We start from the raw sequence: 15,582 nt of genomic DNA on the forward strand, positions 1-15,582 counted from the left end.
CACCTGCTGCGACGCGTCGTGGCCGCGGACCAGCGCGACTTGCTGCACGCTCGCTCGCGGCCGCGTCATGCCAACGCTCACGCCGGGGCGAGCAGCTCGACGAGGCGGGCGAGGACGGGTGGCCACGTGTCGTCGGCGCCGTCGTCGCCCTCGAGCTCGTCGATCTCCAGGCGCACGGTGCACCCCTCGTCGCCCGGCGTGACGATCCAGGTGAGGTAGACCGGCGGGTCGTCGGCGGCGCCCTGGAGCACGTACGACAGCCGTTGCCCGGGGCGGCAGCAGAGCACCTGGCCGCGCAGCGCGTGACCGAGCGGGTGGGCGGCGTGGATGGTGGCCTGCTCGGTCCACGACGAGACCAGCGTCAGCCCGTAGAGGTACTGCGGCGTCTGCTCCGGGTCGGTCAGGGCCAACCAGACCCGCGCCGCGCCGGCAGGCGTGCAGCACTCGTACGCGCGGCTGACGAGCTCGTCCATCCCGGCGCCTCTCTTCGGTGAGCGACCTGCCCAGGATCTCCCACGGCGCATGCAACCGGCGGGGTGAACTTCCGTGGCGGACCAGCAAGGACCTTGTGCCCTGGTCGCGCCCAGTCCCCACCGAGCACCCTCGAGACGTGCGTCCTGCGGGTCACGAGCGTTCGACGGTCACGGTGGCGGATCGGTTTCCGCTGCCGGGCCGATGGGCGCTCGGGCTCGCCGGGCTCACGACCGTCGGCGCGCTCGCCGGGGTCCAAGGGTTCCTATCGGGCCAGTTCGACCCCCTCGTCGACCAGCTGGCGGAACCTCTCGAGCTCGTGGAGGGGCCGCAGTGGCCGGCCCTCGCGCTCGGGGTCTGCGTCGGCCTTCCCCAGGCCGTGGCGCTGATCCTGGGACTTCGACGGCACCCTCGTGCCGGCCCGGTGAGTCTCGGCGCGGGAGTCGTGCTCACCGGGTGGGTGCTCGTGCAGCTGCCGTTGATCGGGTGGACGTCCCCGGTGCAGTGGGCATTCTTCGCGATCGGGCTCGGAGAGGTCGCCACGTCGATCCTCTGGCTGCGCAGCGCACGCGCGCGCCGACGATCTGCGTGTGTGGCGCCCGTCCGACGGGCGGCGCCGCACCGTGCAGACGAGCGTCAGTACCGGAGCTCGACGTCGTCGTCCTCGAGCTCGGAGAGGTCGTCCGAGGTCGCCCGCAGGAGGCGGTCGGCCAGCTCGCGCAACGCTCGCGCCGCCGCGAGCTCCTCGCCGATCTCGGGGACGTTCCGGTCGTGGGGCGAGCGACGTGCGCGCCCGTAGCCGTCGAGCGTCGTTCCGCTCGAGGTGTTCAGGACCGCGTGCGCCTTGGTGACGAAGCCGTCGCGCCGGACGTCGTCGGCCTCGAAGAGGTGGATCGTTGCCGTCCACGTGTGGGTCATGGCCGTCCTCCCTCGCGTCGTCGCGGGGTTCGTCGGGCTGGGATGGCTCGCATCCGCCCCGTAGACCCACGGTGCGTCGCCGCGACGACCGGGGGTAGAGCACAAGGTCCCGCCGGTCGTCGCGGGGGAGCGGACCTAGGCGGCCAGACCCTGGTCGGCGCGACGTGCGCGCCGTCTGCCGGGCACCACGGCGCCGTCGTCGACGATCGTGTCCTCCTCGATCCGCGCCCCGACCTCGACCAGGACGCCTGCGCCGAGCCGTGCCCGGCTGCCGATGCGGGCGTGCTCACCCACGCGCGAGCCGCGACCCACGTGCACGTGCGTCCCGACGACCACGTCCGGGCCGACGGAGACGTCGCGGTCGATCCAGCTCCAGGCGCCGATCCGCGTCCCGGCGCCGACGGTCGCGCCGGCCTCCACGTAGGCGGTCCGGGCGATCTCGGCCTCCGCGCTCGCTCGCGCGTCCGGCGAGACCAGCCCGCCTCCGTTCGCGTGCCGGTCGTACCGCACCATCCGGCCGTTGTCGTCCTCGAACTCGACTCGGCCCTTCCTCGTCGACATTGCCACCTCTTCTTCGGAATCGTTCTCGCATGACATAACATCCGCGAGGCCGAGCCGATTCCTTCGGGCAATCAGTCCGGGAGCTGCGGGGCGGCGAAGCCCTCCCCGGTGCGCAGGAGGCTGGCGCGCCGCAGCGCCGACGTGCCGAACCGCGCCGAGACGGTGTCGAGGGCGGCGTCCAGGCCGCTGTGGTCGGGGCCGTCCAGTGGCAGGACCATCTGGTAGAACTCGTCGGACGCGAGGCCGGTGAGCGCGATGCCGACCAGCGTGATCCCACGGGTGCGGATGAGCGCTCCGGCCGCGTCGAGCAGCAGGAGGGCGGTCGTGGCGATGTCCTCGCCCGACGCCGTGGCCTGCGGCATGGACCGCGACCGCGTGGCCTTGGTGTAGTCCTCGAAGCGCAGCCGCAGGACGACGGTGCGGGCGGTGCGGTGGCCCGTACGCATGCGGCGGCAGACCCGGTCCACCAGGCCGAGCAGCGCGGCGCGGACGAACGCGTCCTGGTGGGGACCGTGGCCGATGGCGCGCTGCGCACCGATCGACCCGCGCGGACGGCCGGTGATCACGGTGGCCGGCGTGTGCCCGTGCACGACGGCGTACAGGTGGCGCCCGGCGGCAGGTCCGAGCGTTCCCGTGAGCACGGACTGGGGGAGCGCGGCGACGTCGCCTGCGGTGCGCAGGCCGTACGCGTGCAGCTTGGCCGCGGTGATCTCGCCGACGCCCCAGAGCTGTTCGAGCGGCAGCGGGTACAGGAACGCCTCCTCCCCGTCGGGCGGCACCAGCAGCAGGCCGTCCGGCTTGGCCACCCGGCTGGCGACCTTGGCGAGGAACGGCGTGCGCGCGACGCCGACGGTGATCGGCAGGCCGACCTCGTCGCGGACCCAGTCCCGCAGCCGGGCGCCGATCTGGAGCGGTGCGACGTCGATCCGGTGCAGCCCCGAGACGTCGAGGAACGCCTCGTCGATCGACACGCCCTGGACCTGCGGCGTGGTGCGGCGGAACAGCTCGAACACGGCCTTGCTCGCCTCGACGTACGCGTCGAACCGCGGCCGGACGATGATCAGGTTGGGGCACAGCGCGCGCGCCTGCCGACCGCCCATCGCGGTGCGCACGCCCCGGCGCTTGGCCTCGTAGGACGCCGCGAGCACGACGCCGCCGCCCACGGCGACCGGCCGTCCGCGCAGGCGCGGGTCGTCGCGCTGCTCGACCGACGCGTAGAACGCGTCGAGGTCGGCGTGCAGGATGGTGGATCGGGGTTCGGGCACGAACACATGTTCGACCCAAGGTCTGACATCGGGCTACGCGACACCCCCGACGACCGCGAGCTCACCCACCGCTCCGTCCGCGACCGCCACGATGAGCGACCCGTAGGGACCCCGCCAGGTGCTGTGCTCATAGGGCGCGGCGAGCGGCGCCCGGCACGTCCAGCGGTCGCCGGTGTGCGTCGCCGGCACCGCGACCCCGTCGACCCAGACGCTCGACGCTGCTCGTGCACAGCATGCCCGCTGTGAACAGCTGATGACGTTCCTGCCGAACTCGTTGCTCAGGACGACCGTTCGTGCCAGGTTGAGAAAGTCCGTCTCAAGCCTCGACCAAGGGAACGCCTCATGACCGACAAGCCGACCATCGTCCTGATCCACGGATCGTTCGCCGACGCCTCCGGCTGGGGCGGCGTCATCACCCGGCTCCTCGCCCAGGGGTACTCCGTCTACGCGCCGACGAACGAGCTGCGCGGGCTCGCGTCGGACGCCGACTACGTCCGGGCGTTCCTCGCGACGATCGAGGGCCCGGTCGTCCTGGTCGGACACTCGTACGGCGGCGCAGTGATCACGAACGCCGCGGTCGGGGCGCCGAACGTCCGGGCGCTCGTCTACGTCGCCGCGTTCGCGCTCGACGAGGGCGAGCCGGTGGCCGGCGCGCTCGCACTGGCCGGTGACGCCGTCGACCTCACGTCGATCGTGGACGTCCGCCCGTACGCCGGCGCGCCCGAGGGCGACGCGGACGCGTACCTCAAGCTCGACATCTTCCCGCAGGCCTTCTGCCAGGACCTGCCCGCCGAGCTCGCCGCGATCATGGCCGTGACGCAGCGCCCGGGCACGCTGTCGTCGCTGACCACGCCGTCCGGCCCGCCCGCATGGAAGACGCTCCCCAGCTGGTACCTCGTCGCGTCGTCGGACCGGGTCATCCCGCCGGCCGCCGAGCGGATCATGGCCGAGCGCGCGGGTGCCACGACGGTCGAGGTCGACAGCTCGCACGTCGCGATGATCAGCCACCCCGACGAGGTGACGGACCTGATCCTGGCGGCCGTCGCAGGCTCGTAGTGCCCTAGAGGATCGAGCGCCTGGTCAGCACGCGGAACGCGGCGAAGCCGGGCACGATCGGCAGCCAGAAGGTGCACACGCGGTAGAGCAGGACGGCAGCGAGCGCCGGCCCGGACGGCACGCCGATCCCGGTCAGCGAGGCGAGGAGGACGGCCTCGACGACGCCCACACCACCGGGCGTCGGCGCGGCCGTCGCCACCGCGCCGGCGGTCAGCGAGACGAGCGCGACGGCGACGAAGGTCGTCGAGTCGACCCCCATCGCCCGTACCGAGAAGTAGAGCGCGAACGCGTAGCCCAGCGGCAGCAGCGAGACGCCGAGCAGCAGGGTGACGAGCTTGACCGGGCTGGACACGACGATGCGCATCGCGTCGACGGACGAGCGGAAAGCGGGCACGAGCCACGACCGCAGCAGGCGGCGGACGCGAGGGACGGACAGCGCGATGCCCGCCAGGACCACGACGCCGGCGACGACCGCGAGGACGACCTCGAGGGGTGGGAGCTTGTGCAGCTCGTCGGTCAGGGCGCCCGTCGAGCCCGCGATCACCGCGAACGTCGAGAGCAGGACCAGGTGGACCACGAGGACCGCGGTCTCCTTGGCGGCGCTCGACGAGACGGCCACGGGGGTGGCGAACCCGCGCTTCTGCAGGTACCGGATGTTCAGGCCCACCTGCCCGACGCCGGGCGGGGAGAACGTCGCGACGAACGACGACGCGAGCGCGACGCTCGCGGCCTCGCCCACGGGCACCCGACCGGGGGTGCCGCCGGCGAGGCCGAGCGCGGCGCCGATGTACGTTGCAGCGCTCGCCAGCAGGACGGCGCCCGCCCACCACGGGTCGGCGCCGCCGAGCGCCTCGACCGAGCGCGGGATGTCGGCGAACTGGGGTGCCAGGAAGTAGACGGCGATCGCGAGGAACGCGGCCGCGACCAGCGTCCTGGGCTTGAACCGGGCGACGGCCTGGAAGTCCGGCTCCTCGGCACCCGTGACGCGTCGGACCTCGTCGACGAGCGGGGCGATGCCGCCTGCCGCCTTGACTGCGGCGCGGGTCCGGTTGGACAGGCTCCCGGGCGCGAGCCGGGGCAGCGCGCGCACGAGTGCGTCGTCGCCGAGCGTGCGGCTCGCTGCGGCGACGGCCCGCTCGGCGCCCACGAACGCGAAGGTCGCGGCGAGCAGCGCGGACACGTCCCACGCGAGCAGCGCCGAGGTGGCCGCGGGCTGGCCGTGGTCCAGGTCCACCACCCAGACGTCTGTGGCGTCGTCGATGGCGAGCCGCGTGAGGTCGAGCTCGCGGTGCGCGATCCCCGCGTCGTGCAGCCGGGCCACCTGCGACCACGCCCCGTCGAGCACGTCGTCGGAGAGGTCGTCGAGGTCGCTGAGCAGCACCGCGTCGACGGCGTCCACCGCGAGCAGCGACTCGCCGCGGGGAGCGGTCGCCACGGCCCGCACGGTCGGCACACGGACGTCGCGCGAGGCCGCGAGCAGCAGGGTCATCGCCTCGGTGGTCACCAACCGCAGCGGGTCGGGGTCGACCGTCGCCTCGCCGACGTCGCGCCACCGCAGCCGCCGGTAGGCCTGGTCGAGCCGGGCGGTGCCCCAGCCGTGCTCCTCGAGCACCCGGATGTCGACCGGTCCGTCGTCGGCGCGACCGCGGAACGTCCAGCGGACCTCGTCGCGCTGCTCGGGCACGTCGGCGAGGGTGAGGCCGGACTCGGCGAGCGTCGCGCGTGCACCGTGCGGCGTGAGCTGCCCGGCCGTCCGGCCGAGCGCGATCATGATGGCGGAGCCGACGACGCCGCCGACCCCGATCGCCAGGACCACGTCGATCGGCGCGGACGCGCTGGTCACCACGCGCAGCACGATGAGCAGCCCGAGCAGGAACCAGACCGCCCGCCGCCAGGGTCGTCGCAGGCTCGCCGTCGTCGTCACGGCCAGCGCCGTGCAGCCGGCCAGCACGCCGGTGGGCGGCCAGGACACCTTGGTCAGATCGACGGCGTCCTCGACGTCGACCGCCGACGACGGCACCTGCGGGAGGAGCTGGACCAGCCAGAACGCCAGCGGAGCGAGGGACAGGGCCAGCGCTCCCCGCGCCAGCAGCGCGAACCGCCGCATGATCAGCAGGACGATCGGGGTGACGACGAGCACGGAGATGTAGGTGACCTGGACGAGCACGAGGACCACCTCGAACACCGACCGGGGCAGCCTGCCGATGCCGTGCTGCACGTCGTCGGCGATCCCGCCCGCCGTCGACCCGGCGATCGTCGCGAAGAGGAGGCCCGCGACGAAGACGATGAGCCAGCCGAAGCCCGCGCGCGCGTCGCGGAAGCTGCGCCGGTGCCGCACGTCGACGTAGAGCGGCGGCGCCACGGGGGCGTCGGCCTTCGTCGTGAGCGTCACGCGGGTCACGGTATCCGGACGGGTTGTCCGCGGCGCGCGGTCAGGGCCGGGGTGCCGGGACCTCCGCCACCTCAGGCGGTCAGCTCGCGCGGGTACACGATCACGTCGACCAGCGCGCCGTTGCGCCAGACGGTGATCTCGATCCGCCGGTCGATCGCGTCCTCGACCATGAGCTTCTGCACCGCCGTCGTCGTGACCACGCGGTTCCCGTCCAGCTCGACCACCATGTCGCCGCGGTGCAGCCCGGCCAGCGCCGCCGGGGAGCCGGCCGAGACGCCGGCGACCATCAGACCCTGCGGGGAGCCCAGGCGTTCGGCGAGGTGCGGCGGCAGGGGTGCCTGGGTCCCCGCGATGCCGAGCCACGCCCGCCGGACGCGACCGCGCGTCATGAGCGTCGTGATGATCTCGCGGGTCGTCGCGTTGATCGGCACGGCCAGCCCGACGCCGATCCCCGCGACGGCGGTGTTGACCCCGACCATCCGGCCCGCGCTGTCGGCCAGCACGCCGCCGCTGTTGCCGGGGTTCAGCGCGGCGTCGGTCTGGACGACCTCGTCGATGACGCGCCCCGTCCCTGTCGGCAGCGAGCGTCCGAGCGCGGAGACGATGCCCGCGGTGACGCTCCCCGCCAGGCCGAGCGGGTTGCCGAGCGCGATGACGAGCTGCCCGACGCGCAGGTGTGCGGCGTCCCCGAACGGCACCGGTGGGGGTGTGTCTCCGCGGGCGTGCAGCACGGCGAGGTCGGAGAGCGGGTCGCGGCCGACGACGTCCGCCGTGACCGTGGTCCCGTCGGCGAACGACGCGTCGGCCTTGTCGGCGCCGGCCACGACGTGCGCGCTGGTGAGCAGGTAGCCGTCGGTCGTGATCACGCTCGCGCTGCCGGCGCCACCGCCGCGCGCGGTGCGCACGCTCAGGCTCGCGACGCTCGGCAGCACCTTCTCCGCCACCGAGACGACCGCTCGGGAGTACGCGTCGAGCGCCTCGTCGTCCGTCATGGTTGCTACAGCCCGACGGGGTCCGCGGATATGCCGGTGTTCGCCTTGGGCGTCACTCCTGGGCGGGCGAGCCGGCCCACATCGACGGCCGCAGCTCTGCCGGGCTGCCGGGACCGGCGAACTGGGCAGCGATCTCGACCGCGCGCTCGTGGCTCGCCACGTCGATGTGGAAGAAGCCCGCGAGCTGCTCGGTGGTCTCGACGAACGGCCCCTCCGTCACGGCGGTCCGCCAGCGGAAGATCGTCGAGGTGGTGGGCGCGGCCAGCGCCTCGGCGCCGAGCAGCTCGCCCCGCTCGTGCATGTCGGTGAGCAGGGACTCGAACCGGCGGTCCATGTCGGCGTGCTCCTCGCCGGTCAGCGACCTGCCCTCCGCGGTGAAGTGCGAGGTCGGGTGGTCCCACGGCTCGGGGTTGGCGTGGATGAGGATGACGTACTTCACGGCGGTCTCCTTCGGTCGGTCCGGTGCCCCCATGACGTGCGGGCGAGCCGTCGCTCGACATCCTTCGCCGCATGTCGGAAACGGCGGCGTCATACGGGGCATGCACGATGGCGGACATGCGGCTCCTCGTGCACAACGCGCTCATCATCCCGGTGTCCGACGCCGGCCCGTCGTGGTTCGCGGGCTGGTTCCTCGTCGGCGACGACGGCCGGGTCGCGGCCATCGGTCCCGGCGAGCCCGATGCCTCCCTGCTGGCGCAGAAGGACGGCGGCGGGCTGCGGCTGCTCGACGTCGGCGGTGCTCTCGTGGCGCCCGGGTTCGTGTCCGCGCACAGCCACCTGTTCACCTCGGGCATGCGCGGGATCTCGCCCGGCTCGACCCTCTACCCGTGGGTCATGTCGATGGTCGAGGTGCTCGACAAGTGCGAGCCGGACGACGTCTACTGGTCGACCCTGCACGGCGCCCTGGACTTCCTGGCCAACGGCGTGACGAGCGCCTACAACTTCATGCACCCGCGCGTGACCTGGCGCTACGACCCCGTGACGGCGTCCCCGGTGCTCGGCCGGATCGCGCCCGTGGAGTTCGCGACGAGGCAGATGGACGGCGCCGCCGACGCGGGGCTGCGCGTGATGAACGCGATCCGGCTGAACGACGAGGCCGGCCCCGAGGACGAGGTCGTCGGGGTGTTCGGGGACATGGTGGCGGAGTCCGGTCTGAGGACGCCTGCCGACCAGCACCTCGGTGCGTCCGTCATGGGGGCCGTGCAGTGGGCGTCGGCGCCGCGGTCGGCCGAGCTCGAGGTCGCGATGATGCGCACGCACGGGATCAGCAACCAGGCGCACTTCGTCGAGACCGCCGAGGGCATCGACACGCAGCGCGAGAAGTTCGCCTGGTACGACGACGCCGGCGCGTTCGGTCCCGACTTCCTGTTCGGGCACTTCGTGCACCCGACCGACGAGATGGTCTCCCGGGTCGCCTCGACGGGGTGCGGGGTCGTGTGGCAGGCGACGTCGAACGGGCGGCTCGGGTCCGGGTTCGCCGACGTGGTGCGGTTCCAGAAGGCAGGGATCCCGGTCGGGATGGGTCTCGACGACCAGTCATGCACCGACATCTCGGACCCCTGGGGCAACATGCGGATCGGCCTCTACACGACCCGCGCGATGTACACCGACGCCACCGTGATGATGCCCGCCGACATCCTGCGGCTGCACACGCTCGGGTCCGCCGAGGTGCTCGGGGTCGCCGACCGGATCGGGTCGCTCGAGGTGGGCAAGATGGCGGACTTCGTCGTCGTCGACCACCGCGCGCCCGACACCGGACCGGTCTGGGACGTCCTCGCCACCTACGTCCTGGCGTGCGGGCTGCGGAACCTCAAGCAGGTGTACGTGGGCGGGGTGCTGGTCAGCGAGGAGGGACGCTCCACGTCGCCGCTGGCCGCGAGGGCGTCCGGCGAGCTGCGGTCGCGGATGACCGCCGCCGCGTTCCGCTGGGGTCGCGAGCTGCCACTCACGGCCCTCGAGGCGCGCCTCCAGTGACAGGTGTGTCAGGCGTCCTCGTCGCGACCGTGGTGCAGGTCGCCGCACTCGACCTCGGTGACACCGTGCGTCCTCAGGTACGGGCGCGCACCGCGGTCGCCGGCCAGGGTCTCGCTCAGGGCCTTCCAGTGGGCTCTTCCCACGAGGACGGGGTGGCCGGGGCGGCCCTCGTAGGTCGCCTGGCGGAGGGAGTCCTCGAGGCTCTCGCTCGGGATCAGGCGGCTGACGACGGATCCCGGGGTCCCCGGCAGATCCACGAGCGTGATCAGGACGGCGTCGCCGGTCGCGTGCGCCAGGCCCTCCCTCAGCGACGCGCCCATGCCCTCGGACCAGTCCGTCGCCACGCGGACCTCGACGCGCGCGTCGCTCGGCACCAGGTTCCGGGCCTCGTCGGCACCCGCACCGAGGACGACCACCACGCGCGCACAGCCCGCGTCGAGGAGCAGACGCGTCGCACCGTCCAGCCAGTCGGGTACCAGCGCCTTCGGTCCGCCGTGGCGGGTGCCCGCGCCCGCGGCGAGCACGATCCCGCTGATGACTGGCATGGTGCGTACCGTGCCACGAAGGTGGGGTCATGATCCAGGACGGTCCTGACACGCGCTCCCGGCTCGAGACCGCGCTCCACGTCTCGCGCTGGGTGTCCGAGGTCGCCTCGGGGTGTCCCTACGACTCGCTCCCGGACCTGCTCGGTGTGGCCGACCTGGCCGCGCGGTCGCTGTCCGCCGCGGAGATCGAGGAGGCGCTCGCGTCCCACCCGCGGATCGGGTCTGCGGGGTCGGGGGCCTCCGCCGCGCTCAGCCGGTCGGAGCAGGCCGCCTCAGCCACCGAGGACCCCGTCCTGGTCGGTGCGATGGCGGCCGGCAACGCCGCCTACGAGGAGCGGTTCGGCCGCATCTTCCTCATCCGCGCCGCCGGACGCTCGCGCCCCGAGATCCTTGCCGAGCTGCAGCGGCGGTTGACCCTGTCGCCCGCCGACGAGGAGCGCGTCGTTGCCGACCAGCTCCGCCAGATCGCACTGCTGCGGCTGGAGACCTTGTTCGCCCCGGAGGAGTCCTGATGAGCCAGCTGACCACGCACGTCCTCGACATCGCCCTCGGCCGGCCCGCCGTCGGCGTGCCCGTCGTCCTGTCGGCGCTCGTCTCGGGGGAGTGGACCCTCGTGGGCACGGGCACCACCGACGACGACGGTCGGGCGAAGGGCCTCTCGGCCGACTCGGTGCCGGTCGGCACGTACCGGTTCGTGTTCGACACGGCCGCCTACTTCGCCGCGACCGAGCGCGCGTCGTTCCTGCCGGAGGTGGTGGTCGTGTTCGACGTCGTGGACGACACCCACTACCACGTGCCCCTGCTGCTGAGCCCGTTCGCGTACTCGACCTACCGGGGGAGCTGAGGCGGCCCTAGTACTCGACCTTGGTGGGCCGGGCCAGCCAGGCGTCCATGGGTTCGCTGGTGGTCGGGACACGGTTGCCGATGACCGGCATGGGCCACGTGGCACGGTCGGCGGCGAACAGGTCGTAGAAGACGCTGTCGTCGAAGCCGGCACGGGTGGCGTCGTCGCGGTCGGCGGCGTAGACGACCCGGTCGGCACGCGACCAGAGACAGGCGGCGAGGCACAGGGGGCACGGCTCGCAGGAGGTGTAGATGGTGGCGCCGGCCAGCGAGAAGTCGCCGATCGCCCTGCATGCTGCGCGGATGGCCTGCACCTCGGCGTGGGCGGTGGGGTCGTTGTCGCGCGTGACGCGGTTCTGCCCGGTGCCGATCACGACGCCGTCGCGGACCACGACCGCGCCGAACGGCCCGCCGCCGTCGGCGACGTTCGCGGTCGCCAGGGCGACCGCCTCGGTGAGCCAGCGCTCGTCGTCCGGGGTTGTCATCGAGCACCGACCGAACGCAGGGTGGAGAGCTCGGGCGTGGTCACGGGGCGCCGATCGAGCGCGTCCAGGCGGCCTCGGCGGGGGCGGCGCTCTCGCGGATGATGGCCACTTCGATCAGGCCGTAGGGGCGGTCGGCGGCCCAGAAGACCTCGCCGGGGTTCTCGAGGCCGAACGGGCGCAGGTCCGACAGGAAGTGGTGCTTGTTGGGCGCGGCGAACCGGACCTCGACCACCTCGGGGACCTGCTCGATGACCTGCGTGCCCATGTGCCACAGCGTCTGCTGGAGGGCGAGCGAGTGCAAGGTCGCGAAGGCGGAGAGCATGATCGCGCGGACTTCTGCGTAGGTGGCGTCGAAGTCGAGGTCGGTGCCGGCGTAGCGCCACTGGGCGATCAGGGACGTGGCGAGGATGCGGTCGCTCGTCTCCTGCAGGGTCGTGTACTCGTCCTTGAGGAACCCGGTGAACTCCGAGCCGGTCGACTTCAGGACCGTCAGGTCCTTGAGGCCGGCGATGACCGTCGTGGTGCCGTCGTCGACCGTGACCGACGCGGTCCGGACCTCCTGGCCGCTGCGGACCCAGGTGTGGTCGTGCTCGGCGCCGTCGACGATCGCCCGGACCCACCCGTACTCCTGGACGTCGACCCTGGCCCCGGTGACCGGCGCGATGTCGTGGACGAAGTGCTCGGCGAGCAGGATGCCGAAGCGCTCGGGCGACTCGACCCCGTGCTCCTTGGCGTACGCGAACGCCATGTTCTTCTGCGTGTCGGTCGGCAGGACCGCGGACTGGTCGCCGGTGAGGTACGCGGCCTCGAAGTCGCCGCGCAGCGCGGACGAGACGTTGAGGTCGCGGATCTCGTGCCGAGGCGTGTCGCGAACGATCCGGACGACGCGCGTCTCGGCCTTGCCGTACTGGTGGGACTGCAGTCGGGCCGTCATGTCGGCAGTCTGCCCCGATCAGATGACGGTCGCGTTTCCGCAGGACAACGGGCGTGCGCGCTCACCCGGGCAGCTCGCTACGCGACCAGCCCGAGGCCGTGAGCCGGTACTCGCGACGATGGCTCACCGACTCCGGGTCGCCGGTCCAGAACGTGAGGCTCGTCGGGCGGACCAGGAATCCGACCCAGGTCGGCGGGGCATCGAGCACCGGGTGGATGGTCCCGAAGTCGGCCCACTCGGCACGCCGCTCGTCGGGCGGGAGCTGCGCGACGGCCGCCGTGTTCACCCACGCGAGCCGCTGCAGGTACGGCGACCGGTCGGCGTACGCACGGTCGGTCTCCGCACGGTCGGCCCGCTCGGCGACGCCGCGGACCACGAGCTGGCGCATCGCCTCGGGCCAGCGCAGGACGAGGGCCGCGCCCGGGCGGGAGTCGAGCTGGGCGACCTTGCGCGACGCCGAGTCGGTGTGGAGGTAGAGGCCGTCGCGGTCGTACTCGCTGAGCAGGAGCGAGCGGGCGTCGGGTGCACCGGACTCGTCGACCGTCGCGAGCGTCATCACGGGCCGGTCGGGGTCGTCGTTGTCGGGCAGCCAGTCCTGGAGCAGCTGCCAGGCCTCGTCGGGGACCCGCGGGATCACACGGTCACCGCGCACGTCGGGGTCATGCTCGCGGAAGGTGCGTGAACGACGCGATCTCGGTGAGCACGTCGACGGCGCGACGGACCGAGGCGTCGAAGAGGACCTCGCCGGCCGCGGCCGAGGCGCCGGTCGGGTCGCCGATGACGCCGTCGGGGCCGAAGTCGTTGCTCAGCCAGCCGAACTGCGCGGTCGTGCCGTTGAAGCCGAGGTGGGTCATCCCCGCGATGTGGGTCGGGACGGTGCGGCGCGCCCGGCTCATGTCGACGAGGTCGGGGCGCAGGTGCAGGACGAGCGACGTCTCGCCGTAGCCGGCGTGGATGCCCAGGCCGTGCTCGTCGGGCTCGTCGCCACCGCCGGCGCCGGCGATCTGCATGCCGGCGGGCATCGAGAACGTCAGCAGGCCGTGGAGCCGGCGGATCTCCCGGAGCGCGACCCCGAGCAGCGCCGTGTTGCCGCCGTGGCCGTTGAGGAACACGAGCCGGCGGGCGGGGGTGGCGGCGACCGAGCGGCCGATGTCGGCGAGCGTGGACAGCAGGGTGCTCGCGCTGACCCACATGGTCCCCGACGCCCACGAGTGCTCGTCGGACTTGGTGTAGGTGAGCGTGGGCAGCTGCCAGACGTCGAGACCGGACCCGGCGGCCCGCGCGATCGCGGCCGTGGCGACGCTCTCGGCGATCAGGGAGTCGGTGATCAGGGGCAGGTGGGGGCCGTGGTGCTCCATGGCGCCGGTGGGGACGACGAGGACCGAGTCGGGGCCCAGGACGCGCGCGGTGGCGGGACCGGACAGCTCGGCGAGGAGGCGGCTCACCGGATCGCGCCCTTGCGCGGGCCGGCGTAGGAGGGGTTGAGCTTGCCGGGGTTGAGCAGGCCGGCCGGATCGGTGACGGCGGCGAGGGCGACGGTGCGCTCGACCTCGAAGTCGACGTTCCACTGGTGCGGGTTGTGGACCCCGACGCCGAGCTCTCCGAGCGCGGCGACCACGGCCGCCAGGCGCTCGGGACCCTCGTAGACGCCCGCGAGCATGCCGATCGGGACGGTGTGCCCGGCCTCGAGGTGCAGGAGCCCGCCGGGGATCGTGGCCTGGACCTCGTCGAGCCGGTCGACCAGCGCGTCGCCGGCGACCTCGAGGTGCACGTAGGTGCCGGGGTCGGACTTCTGCAGCCACTCGATGGGGTGGTTGTAGGAGAGCACGGAGAGCTTGAGCGACGCCTGGGGTCCGTCGCGAAGGTCCTCGACGACGCCGCCGGCCTCGGTCACCAGAGCCGTGGCGGCGTCGATGGATGCGGGGTCGAGGATGGCGCGCAGGCTCGCCCGACCGGGCGGCAGGGCGTCGTCGGGCGGGAGCGCCTCGGCGATCGACGGGTGGTCGGCCGAGACCAGGCGCGGTGCGGGGGAGAGCCGGCCGATCTCGCGCAGGACCTGGAACGCGGTGTGCTGGTCGTCGAAGGACGCGTAGAACCCGCGCCAGTCCTGCAGCGGCTCGAGCCGGACGGTGACGCGGGCGAGGATGCCGGCGGTGCCGTAGTTGTGGACGTAAGCCTGGGCGTCAGGACCCTCGACGTGGACGAGCGACGCACCGCCGGAGGGGTGCACCACGTCCAGCGCGACGACGAATCCCTCGTGGTTGGCGCCGTGCACGATGGTGCCGGTGCCGCCCGATCCGCCGGACAGGAACCCGCCGATCGTCGACTGCGCGGTGGACGGGTACATCCACAGCTCCTGGCCGCTCTCGCGGACGGCGGCCTCGATGGCGACCATCGTCGCGCCGGCCTCGGCGGTGACCCAGCCGTCGCCGATCTCCACGATCGCGCGGGCGCGGGTGAGGTCGAGGACGAGCCCGCCGGGCATGGGGATCGCCTGCCCGTAGTTGCCGGTGCCCTTGCCGCGTGGCGTGACCGGCACGCCGTGCGACACGGCGGCCGCGACGCACGAGGCGATCTGGGCCGCGCTCGTCGGGAAGGCCACGACGTCGGCGAGGCCGAGCGGCAGGAGCTCGAGGATGACGGGGGACATCTTGGCGCCGTCGACGCTCGCGCGTTCGCGGACGCGCAGGTCGGTGGTGACGCCGTCGTCGCCGAGGATGCTGCGCAGGTCGGCGGTCAGGGCCTCGAGCGCGGTGGTGGTCTGCACAGGTGGTGCCTCCGAGCGGTGGGAAGAGCGAGACGGGGGGGGGGGGGGGGGGGGGGGGGGGGGGGGGGGCGAGCCCGGACTTCGGGGGTGCACCGGCCTCGGTGTAGATGGGGCTGAGGATGTCGATGACCGACTGGATGCGGGCCTCGTCGATGTCGCCGACGTAGGCGTTGTCGCCGTTGGACGCGATCTCGAGCTTCTTCATCTGCTCGACGGCGAAGTCGGCGACGCCCTGGGAGTAGACCCAGCCGTTGTTGTACTGGTCGACGAGGTCGAGGATCAGCGCGTTCGTCGTGGACGGGTCGTTGATGTAGTCGACGTCGGCCTGCTGCATGACGGGCACCAGCTTCTCGAGGCAGGGCGTCAGGCTCTCGAGGTC

At 72.9% G+C, this 15,582-nt stretch carries 18 protein-coding genes; 4 read left to right on the top strand and 14 right to left on the bottom strand.

Annotated elements, in window-relative coordinates:
* Window positions 1-77: 77 nt before the first annotated feature.
* From AC1DUE_RS07470 to AC1DUE_RS07490, 5 genes are all read right to left on the bottom strand, one after another.
* The gene (locus tag AC1DUE_RS07470) at window positions 78-473 is read right to left on the bottom strand and encodes an SRPBCC domain-containing protein (protein ID WP_477038770.1); all 396 of its coding nucleotides are present in this window, start codon (window positions 471-473) and stop codon (window positions 78-80) included.
* Between the two features lie 634 nt (window positions 474-1,107).
* Window positions 1,108-1,389 (bottom strand): dsRBD fold-containing protein, encoded by a 282-nt coding sequence (locus AC1DUE_RS07475; protein ID WP_477038771.1) that lies wholly within the window; start codon window positions 1,387-1,389, stop codon window positions 1,108-1,110.
* Between the two features lie 135 nt (window positions 1,390-1,524).
* Window positions 1,525-1,950 (bottom strand): transferase, encoded by a 426-nt coding sequence (locus AC1DUE_RS07480; RefSeq protein ID WP_477038772.1) that lies wholly within the window; start codon window positions 1,948-1,950, stop codon window positions 1,525-1,527.
* Window positions 1,951-2,021: 71 nt separating this feature from the next.
* On the bottom strand, window positions 2,022-3,215 hold the full coding sequence (gene dinB / locus AC1DUE_RS07485) for a DNA polymerase IV (RefSeq protein ID WP_477038773.1): 1,194 nt from the start codon (window positions 3,213-3,215) through the stop codon (window positions 2,022-2,024).
* 33 nt (window positions 3,216-3,248) lie between these two features.
* On the bottom strand, window positions 3,249-3,404 hold the full coding sequence (locus AC1DUE_RS07490) for a hypothetical protein (RefSeq protein ID WP_477038774.1): 156 nt from the start codon (window positions 3,402-3,404) through the stop codon (window positions 3,249-3,251).
* A 153-nt stretch (window positions 3,405-3,557) separates the two neighbouring features.
* On the opposite strand from AC1DUE_RS07490, the gene AC1DUE_RS07495 reads away from it, so the two are divergent.
* Window positions 3,558-4,271, top strand: coding sequence for an alpha/beta fold hydrolase (locus AC1DUE_RS07495; protein ID WP_477038775.1), 714 nt, complete (start codon window positions 3,558-3,560; stop codon window positions 4,269-4,271).
* A gap of 4 nt (window positions 4,272-4,275) precedes the next feature.
* On the opposite strand, the gene AC1DUE_RS07500 is transcribed toward AC1DUE_RS07495, so the two are convergent.
* The 3 genes from AC1DUE_RS07500 to AC1DUE_RS07510 all read right to left on the bottom strand — a co-directional run bounded on the left by AC1DUE_RS07500 (window position 4,276) and on the right by AC1DUE_RS07510 (window position 8,094).
* Entirely contained in the window at window positions 4,276-6,663 is a 2,388-nt protein-coding gene (locus AC1DUE_RS07500; protein ID WP_477038776.1) for a lysylphosphatidylglycerol synthase domain-containing protein, read from the bottom strand.
* A 71-nt stretch (window positions 6,664-6,734) separates the two neighbouring features.
* Entirely contained in the window at window positions 6,735-7,655 is a 921-nt protein-coding gene (locus tag AC1DUE_RS07505) for a S1C family serine protease (protein WP_477038777.1), read from the bottom strand.
* Window positions 7,656-7,707: 52 nt separating this feature from the next.
* Entirely contained in the window at window positions 7,708-8,094 is a 387-nt protein-coding gene (locus AC1DUE_RS07510) for a YciI family protein (RefSeq protein ID WP_477038778.1), read from the bottom strand.
* 116 nt (window positions 8,095-8,210) lie between these two features.
* Between AC1DUE_RS07510 and AC1DUE_RS07515 the strand changes: the two genes are divergently transcribed.
* Window positions 8,211-9,629 (top strand): amidohydrolase family protein, encoded by a 1,419-nt coding sequence (locus AC1DUE_RS07515; protein WP_477038779.1) that lies wholly within the window; start codon window positions 8,211-8,213, stop codon window positions 9,627-9,629.
* An 8-nt stretch (window positions 9,630-9,637) separates the two neighbouring features.
* Here AC1DUE_RS07515 and AC1DUE_RS07520 read toward each other — a convergent pair whose 3' ends face one another.
* A complete protein-coding gene (locus AC1DUE_RS07520) occupies window positions 9,638-10,174 on the bottom strand; it encodes a nucleotidyltransferase family protein (protein WP_477038780.1) in 537 nt (178 codons plus the stop codon).
* A 29-nt stretch (window positions 10,175-10,203) separates the two neighbouring features.
* Here AC1DUE_RS07520 and uraD point away from each other — a divergent pair, with 29 nt between their 5' ends.
* Both uraD and uraH read left to right on the top strand, forming a co-directional pair.
* Complete coding sequence (gene uraD / locus AC1DUE_RS07525) at window positions 10,204-10,686, top strand: 2-oxo-4-hydroxy-4-carboxy-5-ureidoimidazoline decarboxylase (RefSeq protein WP_477038781.1); 483 nt, start codon at window positions 10,204-10,206, stop codon at window positions 10,684-10,686.
* On the top strand, window positions 10,686-11,018 hold the full coding sequence (uraH, locus tag AC1DUE_RS07530) for a hydroxyisourate hydrolase (protein ID WP_477038782.1): 333 nt from the start codon (window positions 10,686-10,688) through the stop codon (window positions 11,016-11,018). The genes uraD and uraH overlap by 1 nt, the downstream gene beginning before the upstream one ends.
* A 7-nt stretch (window positions 11,019-11,025) precedes the next feature.
* Here the strand turns inward: uraH and AC1DUE_RS07535 are convergent, their stop codons facing one another.
* From AC1DUE_RS07535 to AC1DUE_RS07555, 5 genes are all read right to left on the bottom strand, one after another.
* Window positions 11,026-11,502 carry a nucleoside deaminase gene (locus AC1DUE_RS07535; protein WP_477038783.1) on the bottom strand — a complete coding sequence of 159 codons (477 nt, stop codon included), beginning with the start codon at window positions 11,500-11,502 and terminating at the stop codon, window positions 11,026-11,028.
* A gap of 40 nt (window positions 11,503-11,542) precedes the next feature.
* Window positions 11,543-12,436 carry a factor-independent urate hydroxylase gene (gene pucL, locus AC1DUE_RS07540; RefSeq protein ID WP_477038784.1) on the bottom strand — a complete coding sequence of 298 codons (894 nt, stop codon included), beginning with the start codon at window positions 12,434-12,436 and terminating at the stop codon, window positions 11,543-11,545.
* 61 nt (window positions 12,437-12,497) lie between these two features.
* Window positions 12,498-13,073 carry a pyridoxine/pyridoxamine 5'-phosphate oxidase gene (locus tag AC1DUE_RS07545; protein ID WP_477038785.1) on the bottom strand — a complete coding sequence of 192 codons (576 nt, stop codon included), beginning with the start codon at window positions 13,071-13,073 and terminating at the stop codon, window positions 12,498-12,500.
* A gap of 22 nt (window positions 13,074-13,095) precedes the next feature.
* Window positions 13,096-13,881: a creatininase family protein gene (locus AC1DUE_RS07550; RefSeq protein WP_477038786.1), complete on the bottom strand. Its 786-nt coding sequence runs from the start codon at window positions 13,879-13,881 to the stop codon at window positions 13,096-13,098.
* A complete protein-coding gene (locus AC1DUE_RS07555; RefSeq protein ID WP_477038787.1) occupies window positions 13,878-15,203 on the bottom strand; it encodes an FAD-binding oxidoreductase in 1,326 nt (441 codons plus the stop codon). Before AC1DUE_RS07555 ends, AC1DUE_RS07550 begins: the two co-directional genes overlap by 4 nt.
* Window positions 15,204-15,582 lie beyond the last annotated feature (379 nt).

The sequence above is a fragment of the Cellulomonas sp. P4_A2 genome (assembly GCF_056402515.1).